This is a genomic window from Rhizobium pantanalense (genome assembly GCF_030182525.1).
GTDB lineage: Bacteria > Pseudomonadota > Alphaproteobacteria > Rhizobiales > Rhizobiaceae > Rhizobium.
In genome coordinates this window covers 76,578-90,720 of record NZ_JAQJCH010000015.1, presented here as the reverse complement: position 1 = coordinate 90,720, position 14,143 = coordinate 76,578, and the positions used below count along the sequence as shown (strand labels likewise).

Genomic DNA, 14,143 nt, shown 5'->3' with positions numbered 1-14,143 from the left:
CCACTTCAACCTGTCGAACTGACAGCCTCCTGCCTCCCAACAGTTGCTGCCGGTCCTCGTAGCGACGCGTCCGCGTCGGAGGAGTTTTCATGGGCTTCATTGATCGTGACATCCAGCCGTCATCCGATGCCGGGCTGCTGGATGCCTATTCCCAATCGGTATCGAGTGCCGTCGATCTCGTTGGGCCGGCCGTCAGCCGGATCGAGCGTTTAGGTGGCCGCACCGGACATGGTTCCGGTTTTGCCATTTCGCCTGACGGCCTTGTCGTGACCAATAATCACGTTGTCGACGATGCCAAAGCCGTACGTATCAAGACCCCGGAAGGGGCAACCGTCGAGGGAAGGGTGCTCGGGCGCGATCCGGATACCGACCTTGCTCTCATCCGCGCCAATGACTGGCCGGGCAACTGGGCGCGACTTGGCGATTCCAAATCGCTGAAGCGCGGTCATATCGCGATTGCCATCGGCAATCCCCTTGGTTTCGAATGGACCGTTACGGCCGGGATTGTCTCGGCGCTTGGCCGCTCCATGCGCGCGGCGAGCGGTCGGCTGATGGAAGACATCATCCAGACCGATGCCGCCCTCAATCCAGGTAATTCCGGCGGTCCGCTGGTCTCGTCGGCGGGTGAGGTCATCGGCGTCAATACCGCCGTCATCCAGGGTGCGCAGAGCATCGCGTTCTCGGTCGCCTCTAACACGGCCAAGCATGTGGTGTCAGAGATCCTGCGTTTCGGCCATGTCCGGCGCGCCTATATCGGCATTGCCGCCGACACGGTTGAGCTGCATCGGCGGATCGCGCTGGAGGCCGGCGTCACGCATTCAACCGCCGTGCGCCTGCGTCGTGTCGAAAAGGATAGTCCGGCCGAAAAGGGCGGCTTGCAGGAGGGTGACTACCTGCTTGCCATCGACGGTCACGCGGTATCAGGGATAGACGATGTCGTGCGGCTGCTCGATGGCGACAAGATCGACACCGAGATCGAAGTTTTGATCTTCAGCGTCGGCGGCCTGATCGAGCGAAGGCAGGTCAAACCTTCCGCACGACCCGCCATCTAGCCTATACGGCAACACATACCATCGGCAGCATCGTACTCACGGCGCTGCTGATCGTTTTCTTATCCCCTGCCGACAAGCGGCATTTTCGTTGCCATGACGGTCATGGAAAGAACATTGGCGTCGAGCGGCAGGGTTGCCATGTAGACGACGGCGCGGGCGACATGCTCTGCCGAAATCGTCGGCTCTGCTGCAGTCTCGCCATTTGCCTGCAGCACGCCGGCGCTCATCCGCGCCGTCATGTCTGTGGCGGCATTGCCGATATCGATCTGGCCGCAGGCGATATCGAAGGGACGGCCGTCGAGCGCTGTCGATTTCGTCAGGCCGGTGATCGCGTGTTTCGTGGCCGTATAAGGTGCCGAATGCGGCCGCGGCGTCGTTGCCGAGATCGAGCCGTTGTTGATGATGCGGCCGCCCTGCGGCGTCTGGGCTTTCATCAGACGGAAAGCCTGTTGCGTGCAGAGAAACGCGCCGGTCAGGTTTGCGCCGACAATGGCATTCCACTGCTCGAAGCTCAGCTCCTCCATCGGCACCGCCGGCAGACCCATGCCCGCGTTGTTGACCAGAAGGTCGAGGCGACTATAGCGACCTGCAATGGTGCCGAAAAGGCTGCGGACCGATGCGGGATCACTGACATCGGCTGCAATCGCAAAAAACTCCGCCCCGGTTTCCTCCGAAAGCTCACGGGCAGCTTTTTCGAGAACGTCCGACCGGCGCCCCGAAATGACGACCTTGAAACCTGCCGAGCCGAGTGCCTTGGCGATGGCTCGGCCTATGCCCGTGCCGCCGCCGGTCACCAGCGCGATTGGGTTTTGTGCGTTCGATGATCCCTCCGTCATGCGACCCTCCCGTCCAATTCGTCTTCGATATGTGCCTGCAGGATCTCGTCGAAGCTCTGTTCGGCCTTGAAGCCGAGGTCGCTCGCGCGCTTGGCGTCGAACTGCGTCGCCCAGCCGGAAACGATGCGCTCGATCACCGGATCAGGCTCACGGCGGATCAGCGCAACCGCCTTGTCGCCGCCGACATGGCGCAGCGCATCGATCTCATCGGAAATGAGTGCAGAAAGCCCGGGCATGGTAAGATTGCGCCGTGGTCCGACCTTCGCGGTATCGAGCGTTGCAGCATGCACGAAGAAACCGACCGCCACCCGTGGGCTTGCGAACCAGTGGCGCACCGTATCGCTGACGGGCAGGACAGCCTCTTTGCCGACCAGCGGCTCGCGCAGGATGTTGGAAAAGAAGCCGGAGGCCGCCTTGTTCGGAGTGCCGGGGCGAACGCAGATGGTCGGCAGTCGGATGCCGATGCCATCGAAAATGCCGCGACGCGAATAATCGGCAAGCAGGAGTTCCGCAATCGCCTTCTGCGTGCCGTAGCTCGTCAGCGGCGCGGTCAGGAATTCGTCACCGATGACGTCGGGGAAGGGGGTGCCGAACACCGCAATGGAGGAGGCGAAGATGACGCGCGGGGTATAGGCGGATTTCAGGCCCTGCTGGCGAATGGCTTCGAAGAGCGCACGCGTGCCATCGAGATTGACCGTATAACCCTTATCGAAATCGGCCTCGGCTTCGCCGGAGACGATGGCGGCGAGATGGAAGATCATATCCGGACGGTTTTCGATGAGTTTTTCCGCAACACCCGGTGTCGCAAGGTCGATCGCCAAAGCCTTGGACACGGATTGAAGCGCTTCCGGCACCGGCGGCTGGAAAGCATCGACCAGCGTCAGGCGATCGATAGCCTTGCCGAGAATCGTCGGTTCGGCGGCGATGCGGTTGACAAGCTTGCGGCCGACCATGCCCGCAGCACCCAGGATCAAAACATGCATATCGGATTTTCCTCCCAGTAGAGCAATTCCAGGAAAAGTGCGTAGCGGTTTTCCTGGAATTGCGAGAATCAAACAGACGGGGCAGTTCATGGGTTCAATGAAAAACTGAACCGCTCCGAGCTGATATCAGTATTCGGGAGACTTCCCGAGTGAATCTCTTTGAAGGCCGCTAGTCATTCTGAAGGCCGGTCTCTCATTTGAATGCCTGCAGCCAGGCAAGCCCGGCATCCGTCGTGGTTGCCGGCCGATATTCCGCGCCGATCGGCCTGTCATAGCCAAGCTTTTCCAGAAACTGCAGAATATGACGATAATCAATCTCTCCGTGGTCCGGTTCGTGCCGATCCGGTACGGCAGCGATCTGAATATGGCCGATTGCTGCCATATGATCCTGCAGCCGACGTGTCAGATCGCCCTGCATGATCTGGATGTGATAGCAGTCGAACATCAGTTTGAGGTTCTCGGCGCCGGCCGCAGCTATGATGTCGAGTGCCTGATCCGCCGTTTGAAGGAAGTAGCCTGGCGCATCGCGATAGTTGAGCGGCTCGATCAGGATGGTCGCTCCCATCTTGCTGGCGCGTTCGCAGGCATAGCGCAGATTAGCAATGAAGATGGCTCGCGCCTCGTCGCCGCCAGCCTTGCCGGACATCACATGCACGTTTCGCGCACCGATGGCGGCCGCATAGTCGATCGCCTGATCGATGAGCACGCAGGCTTCGTCCTCGCGGCCCGGAATGGCGGCAAGTCCATTGTCGCCAGCCGTGATATTGCCGCGGGCGGTGTTGAGGCCGAGCATGGAAAGACCAGTCTCCTCCAACGCCTGACGCACGGCTTCAGCGGGCGTGTCGTAGGGATAGTGGCATTCCACCGCGTCGAAGCCAGCGCGCTTGGCGGCGCGGATCGCATCGGGAAGGGAAAGCTCCTGCCACAGAAAACCCAGATTGGCGGAAAAGCGCGTCATGTTCAGTCCCATTCCACGTCATAGGTGCGGACGAGATCGGCGATTTGCGCATCCGTCAGCAGCGAAGGATTGGCTCCGCGTGTCAAGATGGCAAGCTTTGCCGTCTCTTCCAGTTCTTCAATCGCATAGACCGCCGCCTCAAGATCTTTCGCCGAAACGACGGGGCCGTGTGCTGCCAGCATCACGGCGCTGCGCTTGCCGGCAAGGCCGCGAATGGCATCGCCCATGGCCGGGTCGCCCGGCATGAAATAGGGCAACAGCTTCACCTTGCCGAGCTTCATGATCGAATAGGCGGTCAACGGCGGCAGCATGTTGTCGGCATCGACGCCGGGCAGGATCGAAAGCGCCACCGAGTGGCTGGAATGAAGATGGACGACGGCGCCTGTCTTTTTCGGTCGTGTCTCATAGAAGGCGGCATGCAGCGGCATCTCCTTCGTTGGCTTGTCTCCGCCGATCAGGCGGCCTTCGTCGTCGAAGAGGGAGAGGCGGGCGGGATCGAGGCGCCCGAAGGAGCTGCCCGTCGGCGTCACCAAAAGCCGTCCGTCGCTGAGCCGCGCCGAAATATTGCCGGAGGAGCCGGCGGTCAGGCCGCGATCGTAAAGCGATTTGGCCATCTTGCATATCTGTTCGCGCAGCGCGGCTTCCTCGCTCATGGCGCCCCCAATCCATCGAAAGCATCCGTAAAGAAGGTTTCCTCGCCGAAATTGCCAGACTTTAGAGCTAGAGCGACTGTTTCGCCCCCAAGGGTCGTGAAAGTCCAAGGCACGCCGGGTGCTATTTCCGGCCCGATAGTCAAATGCACCGCCCCGAGCGCCTGCGTGATCGCCCCGGAGGTCTCGCCGCCGGCCACGACGAAGCGGCGGGTGCCGCCATCGAACGCCGCGCGGGCGATCTCGGAAAGCGCGTCCTCGACGACCTGGCCCGCCTTGTCCCGCCCCAACCGCTCCTGCGCCTGCCGTACCTCATCGGGTTCGGCGGTCGCGTAAATGAGTTTCGGCGCATCGGGGGACTGTTGACGCAGCCATTCCAGCGCAGTACCGGCGCCTTCCTCTGCAAGCACGACCGGATCGAGCTGCAGGCTGGCGACTTTGCCGGCGTAGTTGGCAACCTGCCTCCTCGTCATGGCGGAGCAGCTGCCGGATAGGACGATCGAACCGCCGGCGACCTTCGGCGGCGCCTGTCTATGTTCGGAGAGGCCAACGAGACCCTGCTCCAGGTAGAATCGCGGAAGCTGACCGGCAATTGCGCTGCCGCCGGTCAGCAGCGGCATGTCGAAGGATGCTGCGGCGATGGTTCGAAGATCGTCGTCGGACACAGCATCGACGATCACATGCCGAATGCCATCGCTGCTCAATTGCTCCAGCCGCGCTTTCAGCGCTGCCGTTCCCTTTGAGACGACGTTGCGGTTGGCGAGGCCGACGGCCCCGTTTACCTGCGGGGTTAGAAGCCGTACAAGGCTCGAATCGCGCATCGGCGTCAGTGGATGGTCCTTCATCGGACTCTCCGACAGAAGCTGCTCGCCGACGAAAAGATGGCCCATGAAGACGCTGCGTCCGTTCTCCGGAAAGGCCGGGCAATAGATCGTCTGCGTCGCCCCGGTCTCCGCCATCAGCATCTCGGCGACCGGACCGATATTGCCTTCGGCCGTGCTGTCGAATGTCGAGCAATATTTCCAGAAGAAGCGGCTAGCACCGGCGTCCTTCAGCCATGCCAGCGCCTGACGTGCCTGATTAACGGCGACATCGACAGGCGATGTCCGGCATTTGAGGGCGATGACTTCGAAGGCCGCCGTCTCGTTCGGGTCGCGTTTGTCTTGCGGAATGCCGATCCGCAGCGAAACGGGCAGTCCGCTGCGCGCCAGCAGCGCGGCAAGATCGGTCGCCCCGGTAAAGTCATCGGCGATGCAGCCAAGCAGGAGCGTCATGGCCTAGTCCTTCACGCCCGGGAGGCTGGCGCCGCTCCTGGCGGCCAGGATTTTTGCGACGGCTGCGTCGTCTTCAAGACCCAGACCCGCTTCCGAGGCTTCTACGAAGAGATCGAGCGCCGTTGCTGCGAGCGGAGTGACGGCACCGGCTTTGCCGGCCTCCGAAGTGACGATGCCGAGGTCCTTGACGAAGATGTTGACCGCCGAACGCGGCGTGTAATCGCCGGATACGATATGCTCGCCGCGGTTTTCGAACATCCAGGACGAGCCGGCAGATACGCAGATCACGTCATAGAGCGTCTTCAGATCGATGCCCGCCTTGGCAGCAAGCGTCATCGCCTCAGCTGTTGCGGCAATATGCACACCGGCCAGCAACTGGTTGATCATCTTGACCTGCGAGCCGGCGCCGGGGCGATCCCCGAGGCGGAACACTTTGGCGGAGATGGCTTCGAGCGCTGCGAAGGCTCGTTCGAAAGCTTCGGGGGTGCCAGATGCCATGACGGTGATTTCGCCCGCAAGCGCGCGTACGTGACCGCCGGAAACGGGAGCGTCGACGACGAGCATGCCTGCTTCCTCCAGTCTTTCGGCAATGGCGATCGTCGCGCTCGGGGCCATGGTCGTGCAGAGCAGGAACACGGTCGACGGCCGTGCGTTTTTCAGCGCACCGTCTTGGCCGAAAAGCACGTCTTCGACCTGCTTGCTGTTGACGACATAGACAAGGATCACGTCAGCGTCTTTGGCGGCAGATGCAGGCGTCGTGCAGGGCATACCCCCGCTCTCGGCGAAACGGGCAAGGACCTCACCGCGGACATCGCAGCCGTAGACAACAAAACCCGCTTTCAGAAGGGAGAGAGCCGCGCCCCAGCCCATGGATCCCAGGCCGATGACGGCGGCCTTCTTTGTGTTCTGCACGGTGTTACCTCTGCGATTTTCAGTATATGTTACCGGTACCGGTATCGGTAACATAGCGATATTCTCATGGTAATTGTCAATAGGCTGATGTTTGCCTTTTCATGGAAACATTCTATGAAGAGAAGCGGCATTGTGCCAGCCGCTATGGATTGTCGGGGATTGCTTGGGGATGCGCAAACCCACTCTTGAGGAAGTTGCGATCGAGGCGGGTGTCAGCAAGATGACGGCATCGCGTGCGCTTCGCGGCGTTGCCGATGTTTCCAGCGAGACGCGTGACAGGGTGATCGAAGCGGCGACGCGGATGAACTATGTCGGCAACAGGCTGGCGCTCTCGCTATCCTCGCAGCGCACCAATCTGGTCGCCGTCGTCGTTCCCAGCATGTCGAACATCGTCTTTCCTGAAGTGCTTGCCGGCATTTCCGCCGGGCTCGACGGTTCCGGAATGCAGGCCGTGTTCGGCATATCCGATTATGATGTCGCCAAGGAGCGCGAGATCATCCGTGACATGCTTTCCTGGCAGCCCTGCGCCATCATCGTCACCGGGCTCGATCAACCGGAGGAGACGGTGGAGCTGCTTCGGCACGCCAATATTCCGGTCATCCAGCTTATGGATCTCGACGGCACACCGATCGATTTCAATGTCGGACTGTCTCATGGCGCGGCGGGAGAGGAGATGGCCGAAGCGCTGATTGCGGCCGGGCGAAGACGGTTCGGCTATGTCGGTAGTGCTTTGGCGCGGGATCTGCGCGCGGCCAAGCGCAAGGCTGGCTTCGAACGTGTCCTGCATGCCCATGGCCTGGCGTTTGCCGAGCAGCGGATCGATGATGCCTTTTCCTCGATCGCGCTTGGAAAACGGCTGACGACGGCCATGCTAGCGGCGGTGCCGGATCTCGATTGTATCTATTACTCCAATGACGATATGGCGAGTGGCGGGCTGTTTTCCTGCATGGAGCTGGGCGTTGCGGTTCCTGAGAAGATCCTGATCGCTGGCTTCAATGGGCTGGATCTGGTCAATTCCTTGCCCGCGTCGATCGCTACCTCCCGCTCGCCCCGGCGCGCTATCGGCGAGGTTGCGGCGCAATTGGTGCGCCACGCGGTCGTGACCAACGGGGATGCGATGGAAAAAACCATAGTGTTCAAGCCGACAATCGTGGGAATCGATGGCTATGGAGCGGCTGACGGCGCTTCTTGACATCTCTTCATAATTTCTCTTCCGACGCATGCCCAGATTGATGTCGGCGACAGGTCCGTTTGAACCATGTGAGCCGTGATGCCTGCATATGGGTTCCAGCCTGATAAGCCTAAGGTTTGCAACAAGATTTCCCGGAAAATCCACAGTTCGGAAATGTTCGGAAACCGGCAGGCCAAGGTGATCGGATAGACGCACAGGAAGTTATCTTATTGCGGAGTCCGACTGCCGATGTTCCTGACCAATCCGTGGCAACGGGGAGAGTTGAGCCATATCGTTGTCACCACCTTTCATGAAAAGGGTTATCGTGACTACGGCAAGAAATGTATCGAGACCTTCCTTGCCCACTGGCCGAATGAAGTTTCCTTGGTCGTTTATGCCGAGGATGTCGAAATCGAGGAGAAGGACCGCCGTCTTCTGGTGTTCGATCATTGCGAGACATTGCCCCGGCTGCGCGGTTTTCGCGATGCCTATGGCAGCAAGCCGCAGGCAAATGGATATATCTCGTCACACAATGGGCTGGTGCGGGATTTCCGGTGGGACGCCGTGCGCTTTTCCAACAAGGTCTTTGCGGTCGCCGATGCCGTCAGGCGCTATCATAACACGGTTGATCAGCTGATATGGCTCGATGCCGATACCGTGACCCATAGGCCCATTCCGAAGAGTTTTCTCGATGGAATCGCCCCGCGTGGAAATCAGCTCGCCTCCTATCTGAACAGGAGAATCTATCCCGAATGCGGATGGGTGGGATACAACCTGCGTCATCCGGCGATATTGACCTTCATCGACCGTTTCGAAGGGGCTTATTCCTCCGGCTATTTCCTGACGCTGAAGGAAAGCCATGACAGCTTCGTCTTCTGGAAGGTGCTCCAGCAGATGGAACAGGACAAGGAGGCTAGATTCAGGCGGCTTGGCTCGAGCCTGACGAAAACCCATGTCTTCATCAACAGCGTCCTGGGTAGCTATCTGGATCATTTGAAGGGCGACAGGAAGGCTGCCGGAAGGAGCCGCAGGCGTGATCTCAAATGGCATCGCCGCGAACCATGGTGGCAATAATTCACGATCATTTTCGGCGGGGAAAGCTCTATGCCGCTGGGTGATGGCGGAGATGATCAAGTTGTTTTTTAGGGTGCATGGCACTAATCTAGGTAGCATTGAGGGATTGGGAATTCATGCTCGACGATTCGATCCTGCCGACAGAGATCGCTGTTTCACTTGGTCTGCTATGCAATATCGGTATTCCTCTTCTAGCCTTTTGGGTGGGGGGGAAATTGCCCCGGTTCCGTCTCTGGATCCACGCCGTCGCTTTCGTCATCATTCTTGCTTCGCCGCTGACGGCTATGATCCTCGGCTTGCCTGATCTTCTTCCCGAAGAGGAAGAAAGCCCGGGCGCTCGTTTTGCGTTTCTACCGCTCATCATCGAGGCGGCCATCATCGTGCTGCTCTATTGCTTGGCCGGCGCGATGCTGCTGTCCCAGTCGATCCATTCGGCAATCACGGACTGGCACGGTCGAGACCGGCTCTCGCAGCCGCCGCCTCCCCGCCGTACCGCCGGGAGGAAACCATACATCTCCAAAGGCTCCAAAACGCGATAGCCATTGTTCAGTCGAACACACGGGCGTGTTCATGCGTTGTCGGTCTGCGCCGAGGAGAGCGAGGAGTTTCGCGCCTTTCCCTTCAGCTGAGACATGTCGCGCAAAAACGCTGCGATCGGGCGGCAGTGCGGGACTCAATCCGGCTCCGGCTGCGTTCAGGCAGAGTTCATGCGAATCGGCATATCTTTATTCTTGTCCACAAGACAGGAAATAGGGGTAAGGGAAATGCTTGAAGGTTTGGTACGGATTTCGCGTGTTGCCGTGGTCGGATTGGCCGCGTTGCAACTGATGACGTCTGTCGCTTCGGCGCAGTATTATGGCGGCGATGATGATTATGCACCGCCGCCCTGGCAGCGCGACCAGGGTCGGGACTGGAGAGGTCCGCCGCGCGGCTGGGATCGTGACCGCGACAGGGGCTGGGATCGTGATCGTGGCTGCGACAGACGCGATCTTATGCGCGCCGCGCGGGCGGAAGGCTTCCGTCGTATTGATTCGGTCGACAGTAACGGACGGCGCATCGTCGTTCGCGGCTGGAACGACGGCGGTCCGGACCGCATGGTCTTCGCCAATCGGCGTGGCTGCCCGGTCCTCGACTGACGCTCGAAATAGAGCATAAGCGGAAGCCGAGTGTGGGTCGGCCTCCGCTTACATCACGGCGGCGCATGCTCTCGACTGGCTGAAAGCCATGCGTTTGCCGCGACCTTCGAGTTCTACGATAGCTTTGCCGCGCCTTTCAGGCGGCGGCGAATTTCTTTTTTGCGACCGTGACGCTGCCGACTTGCTCGCATTTGGCGGATATTTTGGCGTCAGCGCTTTGCTGCCTGACCAGAAACCGCCAATATATGCCCCACGGATCTCTCACAAGGCCGCGATCGTCCGGACGGCTTTTTCTCAGCGCATAACGCAAACGGTCCGCCTCGTCCTGTGTCGCACATTCGACTGTGATGGAAGAACTATGCTCCGAGCGGTCGAATGGTCCTGCCTCGAAGCCCATATAGGCGCGATTTCCAAGTGTGAAACCTGCAAACTTTACGCTGCCGGCCGGTCCATTCAGATTGTCGGTGAGAATACTTGAGACCCATCCGGCTGCCGAACCCGGGATAAGCGACGTATAAAGTTCGATCGCCGTTTCCATGTCATGTTGAAACCAGAGATGTTGCCTGATCTTCATCGCGACCTGCTTTCTACAAATCTTGCCTGGATGGGGCAGGGCATGAAGGAAGCATGCTGACTGCTTGCCGAATAAAATTCATGCCGCCGGTGAGCCGCCTTCTTGTTCTTTTGAGCGGTGTCACCGACGGCATGCTGGAGAGTTGCTTCTAACCGTTCGTGCTCACCCCTGCGGAGCGCGGACGGACGCGGTACACTATTTCTCAGCAACTCTACCAGCGAGAGCCATCACATAGTCATCGGCAATATCGGCCAAGGTCAAAGCGACCTCGGGCTCGTTCCAGCCGGCAGCGAGCGCCATTTGAACAAAGTCACGAAAGGCCACTTCAAGGACTTCTTCGCGCTCGACCGCGCGGTATGAGTCATTGACGGGATGCTGAGGTTTGCTGATCTCTATTGTCTGGCGAGTAGATACCATTGCTGTTTTCCCTATGACTTGCCCCGTTGGACGCACAGTACATTCACCAAACAGTCGGGCTTTGGTCTCCGAACAACTATTATTCTTCTTTTCTAATGGGTTACGCAGCGTATGTCGTTAGACGTGCATCCGGAAACTTGCAGCAGCGTCCATTTTCGCAATTGCTGAAGTGCGGTTTCGGATGGGCACAGGGATTAATGGGAAGATGTGCCCCTCGCTTGCGCGTGTCTTCCGCCGGCGCGCCTGCCTTGAGGCATCGGAATCCGCGGTCTAGTGATAATAGCCGAGGGTTTTCAGCCATTCGTCGAAGGAGTGGCTGTTGCCGGACGATGCCGGTGAGATGACCTGCCCGAGATAACGCGGGATGGTAAGGTTTCTGGCTTCACGAGGGCTGTAGCCGAACTCCTTGCCGAAGGCTCGGCTGAAGTGCGCTGCCGAGGAAAAGCCGACTGCAAAGGCGATGTCGACGATCTGCTCCCGATTGGCGGGATCGCTGAGGGCGGCATGGGCCGACAGGAGGCGACGGCGCTGAATATAGTGATGCACGCCGCCATATTGTTCGAATATCTGATAGAGCCTAGTACGGGATATGCCGAGCTCGCGGCATATGTGCTCGACCGTGAGATCGCCCGAAGTGAGATTGCCTTCGACGAACCGCCGCACGCGTTCCGTCAGGGCGAGGGTGCTATGCTGTTCCGTGCCGGTCGATTGCGCCGCCGAGGTCGAAACGGAAGCCACAATCATATTGCGCACCGTCTGGACGACATGCGGTAGATCGGTGGCTGCAAGGCGCGCGAGATTGTGTTCGACGCTATCGAGGAATTCGATCAACATGCTGACGAACACGCCGGAGAGCGCAATATTGTTCTCGATCTCGACCGGTGTGGGAACGTCGAACAGCAATGCCCTCGGCAGGAAGAGCGAGAGGCCTTTCGCCTCGGTCGAGCGGCCTCGAAAGGGGTGTCCCAGCGATCGCAGTTCCACCTTGCCGGGCTCGCCTTCCAGAACGTGGCCATCGACTTCCGTCCAGGTCCTGCCGCTGCTCGGCACCGAAACATGCCAGTGATCGATGTGATTGGTTTTCACCTTCGCCTGCGAGCGCATGTAGCTGTGGGGCGGCGTATCCTGTTGAACGATGAGCATGCCGCCAAGATTCCACGCGATATGATCGGCCGGAAAGCCGGCTTCCGGCGGGATATTATCCGGCAATCGCACGTCGGCCACGGGAGCGACATAAGCTTGCCAGGCGGCAAATTGCGCGGCCGGCTCGATATCGCGCGTCGAAAACTTCAGCGGCTGCAAGGCCGGCGGTGGCAGGGCTTCCTCCGTCGCCGCCTTCTCCGGTCGCGGGAAGCGCCGCCGTTCTGACTGTAACGACTTCCTGTCCTTGCGCCATGACGATTCCTTCGCCTCGTCTGACGCAGATCCGGATCGTTCCTCGCGCCGAAAATCAGACAATCCGTTCTCCCCGAACACGGCTGGAACAGGACGTAAGCGCCGCGCCGCTCCATCCATCATTCAAGTGGACGGCTGTCTCCGCTTCGAGCCGCCTTTTTTCAGCGAGCTGGTATGCTGCTGTAATTCCTGCCGTATTCCCAGCCCTTTCACCATACTAAAGCTTTCATTTGCTGCGCATTTTAGAAAAAGCAAGTGTTGCGGGTCGCCAAACCCATATTCCCGCTGCAATTGCCGCAAAATGTGGTGCTGGCTGAGCCGATTTGTCTCGCGCCGGTACATTTGCCACGTCAAACGCGGCATAGGGACCGGCATGCTTCGTCCGAGCACATTCAGGCGAAAGCGAAAACTTGTTCCATGGAGACGCCCTGCAAAACCGCTGCGAAACTATTCCGCTTTTGCCTCGCCGGCTTGGCAGCATCCGGCAGCCATCGTATTTTCCGAACGTTTTGACAGCGGGGTCTTGCAACCGACCAATTCCATTTTCACAGACCCTATACGTAGTTTGCAGTTGCCCATTCCGCCAAGCTTGCCTAGGCAGATATCAACTGCAATTTTTGGAATGAGACATGACCGAATCCTCGACAATCCCCGTCTTCGATGGCCATAACGACGTGCTGCTCCGGCTGCGCCGCGGTGGCTTGAATTCCGTCGATGCTTTCCTGAATGGCGAAGCTGCTGGACATATCGATCTGCCTCGCGCTCGCCGTGGCGGCCTCGCGGGCGGCCTCTGCGCCATATTTATCCCGTCACCGGATCAGCCGAAGGCTGAAAATGCCGATTTCGCAACACCTGCTCAGCCCGATGCCCTGAATGAAACCCTGGCGATGGCACGGCTTCTGCTTGCAATCGAAGCCCGGTCCGAGGCAGCTGTGAAGGTTTGCCGCTCGGCCGCAGATATCAAGCGGTCGATTGCCGAGGGCCAGTTCGCTGCGGTATTCCATATCGAAGGTGCGGAAGCGGTCGCGGCCGATCTCGACGCGCTTTACGTCCTTCACGAGGCTGGTCTGCGCACGCTCGGACCTGTCTGGAGCCGCCCCAATGTCTTTGCCTATGGTGTGCCTTTCCGGTTTCCTTCGACGCCGGATATTGGCCCAGGGCTCACCGACGCCGGCAAGGATCTGATCCGTGCCTGCAACGAGCTCAGGATCATGATCGATCTCTCGCATATGAACGAGCAGGGATTCTGGGATATCGCCAAACTATCGAATGCGCCGCTGGTCGCCTCGCATTCCAACGCGCATGCCATCAGCCCGCACAGCCGCAATCTGACCGACAAGCAGCTTGATGCGATCCGCGATACCGGCGGCCTGGTCGGCATCAATTTCGGCGTGCTCTTCCTGCGGGATGATGGTGTGAGGAACACCGACACGCCGCTCGAGGTCCTTGTTCGCCACGTCGCTTATATCGCCGAACGTATCGGCATTGAGCATGTCGCACTGGGCTCCGATTTCGACGGCACGACCATTCCAGCCGCACTCGGCGATGCGAGCGGCCTGCCGAAGCTGATCGAAGCCCTGCGTGCTCATGGGTTCGACGATCAGGCACTTGCCAAGATCGCGCATCAGAACTGGATCCGAGTCCTCGAACAGACTTGGGGCGGCTGAGCCGCCGCCCTCTCGTTTCTGTCCGGGGCAGGCGACCTGCTCGA

15 protein-coding genes are annotated in these 14,143 nt (G+C 59.6%); 6 read left to right on the top strand and 9 right to left on the bottom strand.

Annotation, left to right across the window (positions count from 1 at the left end; translation table 11 throughout):
- The first annotated feature begins 89 nt into the window (after positions 1-89).
- Positions 90-1,052 (top strand): S1C family serine protease, encoded by a 963-nt coding sequence (locus PH558_RS29855; RefSeq protein ID WP_285208045.1) that lies wholly within the window; start codon positions 90-92, stop codon positions 1,050-1,052.
- A gap of 59 nt (positions 1,053-1,111) precedes the next feature.
- Here the strand turns inward: PH558_RS29855 and PH558_RS29850 are convergent, their stop codons facing one another.
- The 6 genes from PH558_RS29850 to ltnD all read right to left on the bottom strand — a co-directional run bounded on the left by PH558_RS29850 (position 1,112) and on the right by ltnD (position 6,665).
- Positions 1,112-1,888 (bottom strand): SDR family oxidoreductase, encoded by a 777-nt coding sequence (locus tag PH558_RS29850; protein WP_285208044.1) that lies wholly within the window; start codon positions 1,886-1,888, stop codon positions 1,112-1,114.
- Complete coding sequence (gene denD / locus PH558_RS29845; protein ID WP_285208043.1) at positions 1,885-2,871, bottom strand: D-erythronate dehydrogenase; 987 nt, start codon at positions 2,869-2,871, stop codon at positions 1,885-1,887. Before denD ends, PH558_RS29850 begins: the two co-directional genes overlap by 4 nt.
- Before the next feature lie 193 nt (positions 2,872-3,064).
- Positions 3,065-3,829, bottom strand: coding sequence for a hydroxypyruvate isomerase family protein (locus tag PH558_RS29840; RefSeq protein ID WP_285208042.1), 765 nt, complete (start codon positions 3,827-3,829; stop codon positions 3,065-3,067).
- 2 nt (positions 3,830-3,831) lie between these two features.
- Positions 3,832-4,482: a 3-oxo-tetronate 4-phosphate decarboxylase gene (otnC, locus tag PH558_RS29835; protein ID WP_285208041.1), complete on the bottom strand. Its 651-nt coding sequence runs from the start codon at positions 4,480-4,482 to the stop codon at positions 3,832-3,834.
- The gene (gene otnK / locus PH558_RS29830) at positions 4,479-5,753 is read right to left on the bottom strand and encodes a 3-oxo-tetronate kinase (protein WP_285208040.1); all 1,275 of its coding nucleotides are present in this window, start codon (positions 5,751-5,753) and stop codon (positions 4,479-4,481) included. The genes otnC and otnK overlap by 4 nt, the downstream gene beginning before the upstream one ends.
- 3 nt (positions 5,754-5,756) lie before the next feature.
- Positions 5,757-6,665: an L-threonate dehydrogenase gene (ltnD, locus tag PH558_RS29825; protein ID WP_285208039.1), complete on the bottom strand. Its 909-nt coding sequence runs from the start codon at positions 6,663-6,665 to the stop codon at positions 5,757-5,759.
- A 169-nt stretch (positions 6,666-6,834) separates the two neighbouring features.
- Here ltnD and PH558_RS29820 point away from each other — a divergent pair, with 169 nt between their 5' ends.
- The 4 genes from PH558_RS29820 to PH558_RS29805 all read left to right on the top strand — a co-directional run bounded on the left by PH558_RS29820 (position 6,835) and on the right by PH558_RS29805 (position 10,046).
- On the top strand, positions 6,835-7,857 hold the full coding sequence (locus PH558_RS29820; protein ID WP_285208038.1) for a LacI family DNA-binding transcriptional regulator: 1,023 nt from the start codon (positions 6,835-6,837) through the stop codon (positions 7,855-7,857).
- Positions 7,858-8,085: 228 nt separating this feature from the next.
- Entirely contained in the window at positions 8,086-8,910 is an 825-nt protein-coding gene (locus PH558_RS29815) for a hypothetical protein (protein WP_095437491.1), read from the top strand.
- Positions 8,911-9,026: 116 nt separating this feature from the next.
- Positions 9,027-9,449, top strand: coding sequence for a hypothetical protein (locus PH558_RS29810; RefSeq protein ID WP_244575378.1), 423 nt, complete (start codon positions 9,027-9,029; stop codon positions 9,447-9,449).
- A gap of 225 nt (positions 9,450-9,674) precedes the next feature.
- Positions 9,675-10,046 (top strand): hypothetical protein, encoded by a 372-nt coding sequence (locus tag PH558_RS29805; RefSeq protein WP_168192600.1) that lies wholly within the window; start codon positions 9,675-9,677, stop codon positions 10,044-10,046.
- Positions 10,047-10,182: 136 nt separating this feature from the next.
- Here the strand turns inward: PH558_RS29805 and PH558_RS29800 are convergent, their stop codons facing one another.
- From PH558_RS29800 to PH558_RS29790, 3 genes are all read right to left on the bottom strand, one after another.
- Positions 10,183-10,620 carry a VOC family protein gene (locus PH558_RS29800; RefSeq protein WP_095437492.1) on the bottom strand — a complete coding sequence of 146 codons (438 nt, stop codon included), beginning with the start codon at positions 10,618-10,620 and terminating at the stop codon, positions 10,183-10,185.
- A gap of 195 nt (positions 10,621-10,815) precedes the next feature.
- Positions 10,816-11,037: a hypothetical protein gene (locus PH558_RS29795; protein WP_069609932.1), complete on the bottom strand. Its 222-nt coding sequence runs from the start codon at positions 11,035-11,037 to the stop codon at positions 10,816-10,818.
- A 270-nt stretch (positions 11,038-11,307) separates the two neighbouring features.
- The gene (locus PH558_RS29790) at positions 11,308-12,495 is read right to left on the bottom strand and encodes a helix-turn-helix domain-containing protein (RefSeq protein WP_483314209.1); all 1,188 of its coding nucleotides are present in this window, start codon (positions 12,493-12,495) and stop codon (positions 11,308-11,310) included.
- A gap of 566 nt (positions 12,496-13,061) precedes the next feature.
- Here PH558_RS29790 and PH558_RS29785 point away from each other — a divergent pair.
- Positions 13,062-14,099: a dipeptidase gene (locus PH558_RS29785; RefSeq protein ID WP_285208037.1), complete on the top strand. Its 1,038-nt coding sequence runs from the start codon at positions 13,062-13,064 to the stop codon at positions 14,097-14,099.
- Positions 14,100-14,143: the final 44 nt, after the last annotated feature.

Coding starts and splice junctions, on each gene's coding strand:
- denD (WP_285208043.1), bottom strand. CDS start 2,871: ATGCATGTTTTGATCCTGGGTGCTGCGGGCATGGTCGGCCGCAAGCTT.
- otnK (WP_285208040.1), bottom strand. CDS start 5,753: ATGACGCTCCTGCTTGGCTGCATCGCCGATGACTTTACCGGGGCGACC.
- PH558_RS29810 (WP_244575378.1), top strand. CDS start 9,027: ATGCTCGACGATTCGATCCTGCCGACAGAGATCGCTGTTTCACTTGGT.
- PH558_RS29855 (WP_285208045.1), top strand. CDS start 90: ATGGGCTTCATTGATCGTGACATCCAGCCGTCATCCGATGCCGGGCTG.
- PH558_RS29805 (WP_168192600.1), top strand. CDS start 9,675: ATGCTTGAAGGTTTGGTACGGATTTCGCGTGTTGCCGTGGTCGGATTG.
- PH558_RS29795 (WP_069609932.1), bottom strand. CDS start 11,037: ATGGTATCTACTCGCCAGACAATAGAGATCAGCAAACCTCAGCATCCC.
- PH558_RS29850 (WP_285208044.1), bottom strand. CDS start 1,888: ATGACGGAGGGATCATCGAACGCACAAAACCCAATCGCGCTGGTGACC.
- PH558_RS29820 (WP_285208038.1), top strand. CDS start 6,835: ATGCGCAAACCCACTCTTGAGGAAGTTGCGATCGAGGCGGGTGTCAGC.
- PH558_RS29800 (WP_095437492.1), bottom strand. CDS start 10,620: ATGAAGATCAGGCAACATCTCTGGTTTCAACATGACATGGAAACGGCG.
- PH558_RS29840 (WP_285208042.1), bottom strand. CDS start 3,829: ATGACGCGCTTTTCCGCCAATCTGGGTTTTCTGTGGCAGGAGCTTTCC.
- PH558_RS29815 (WP_095437491.1), top strand. CDS start 8,086: ATGTTCCTGACCAATCCGTGGCAACGGGGAGAGTTGAGCCATATCGTT.
- PH558_RS29785 (WP_285208037.1), top strand. CDS start 13,062: ATGACCGAATCCTCGACAATCCCCGTCTTCGATGGCCATAACGACGTG.
- otnC (WP_285208041.1), bottom strand. CDS start 4,482: ATGAGCGAGGAAGCCGCGCTGCGCGAACAGATATGCAAGATGGCCAAA.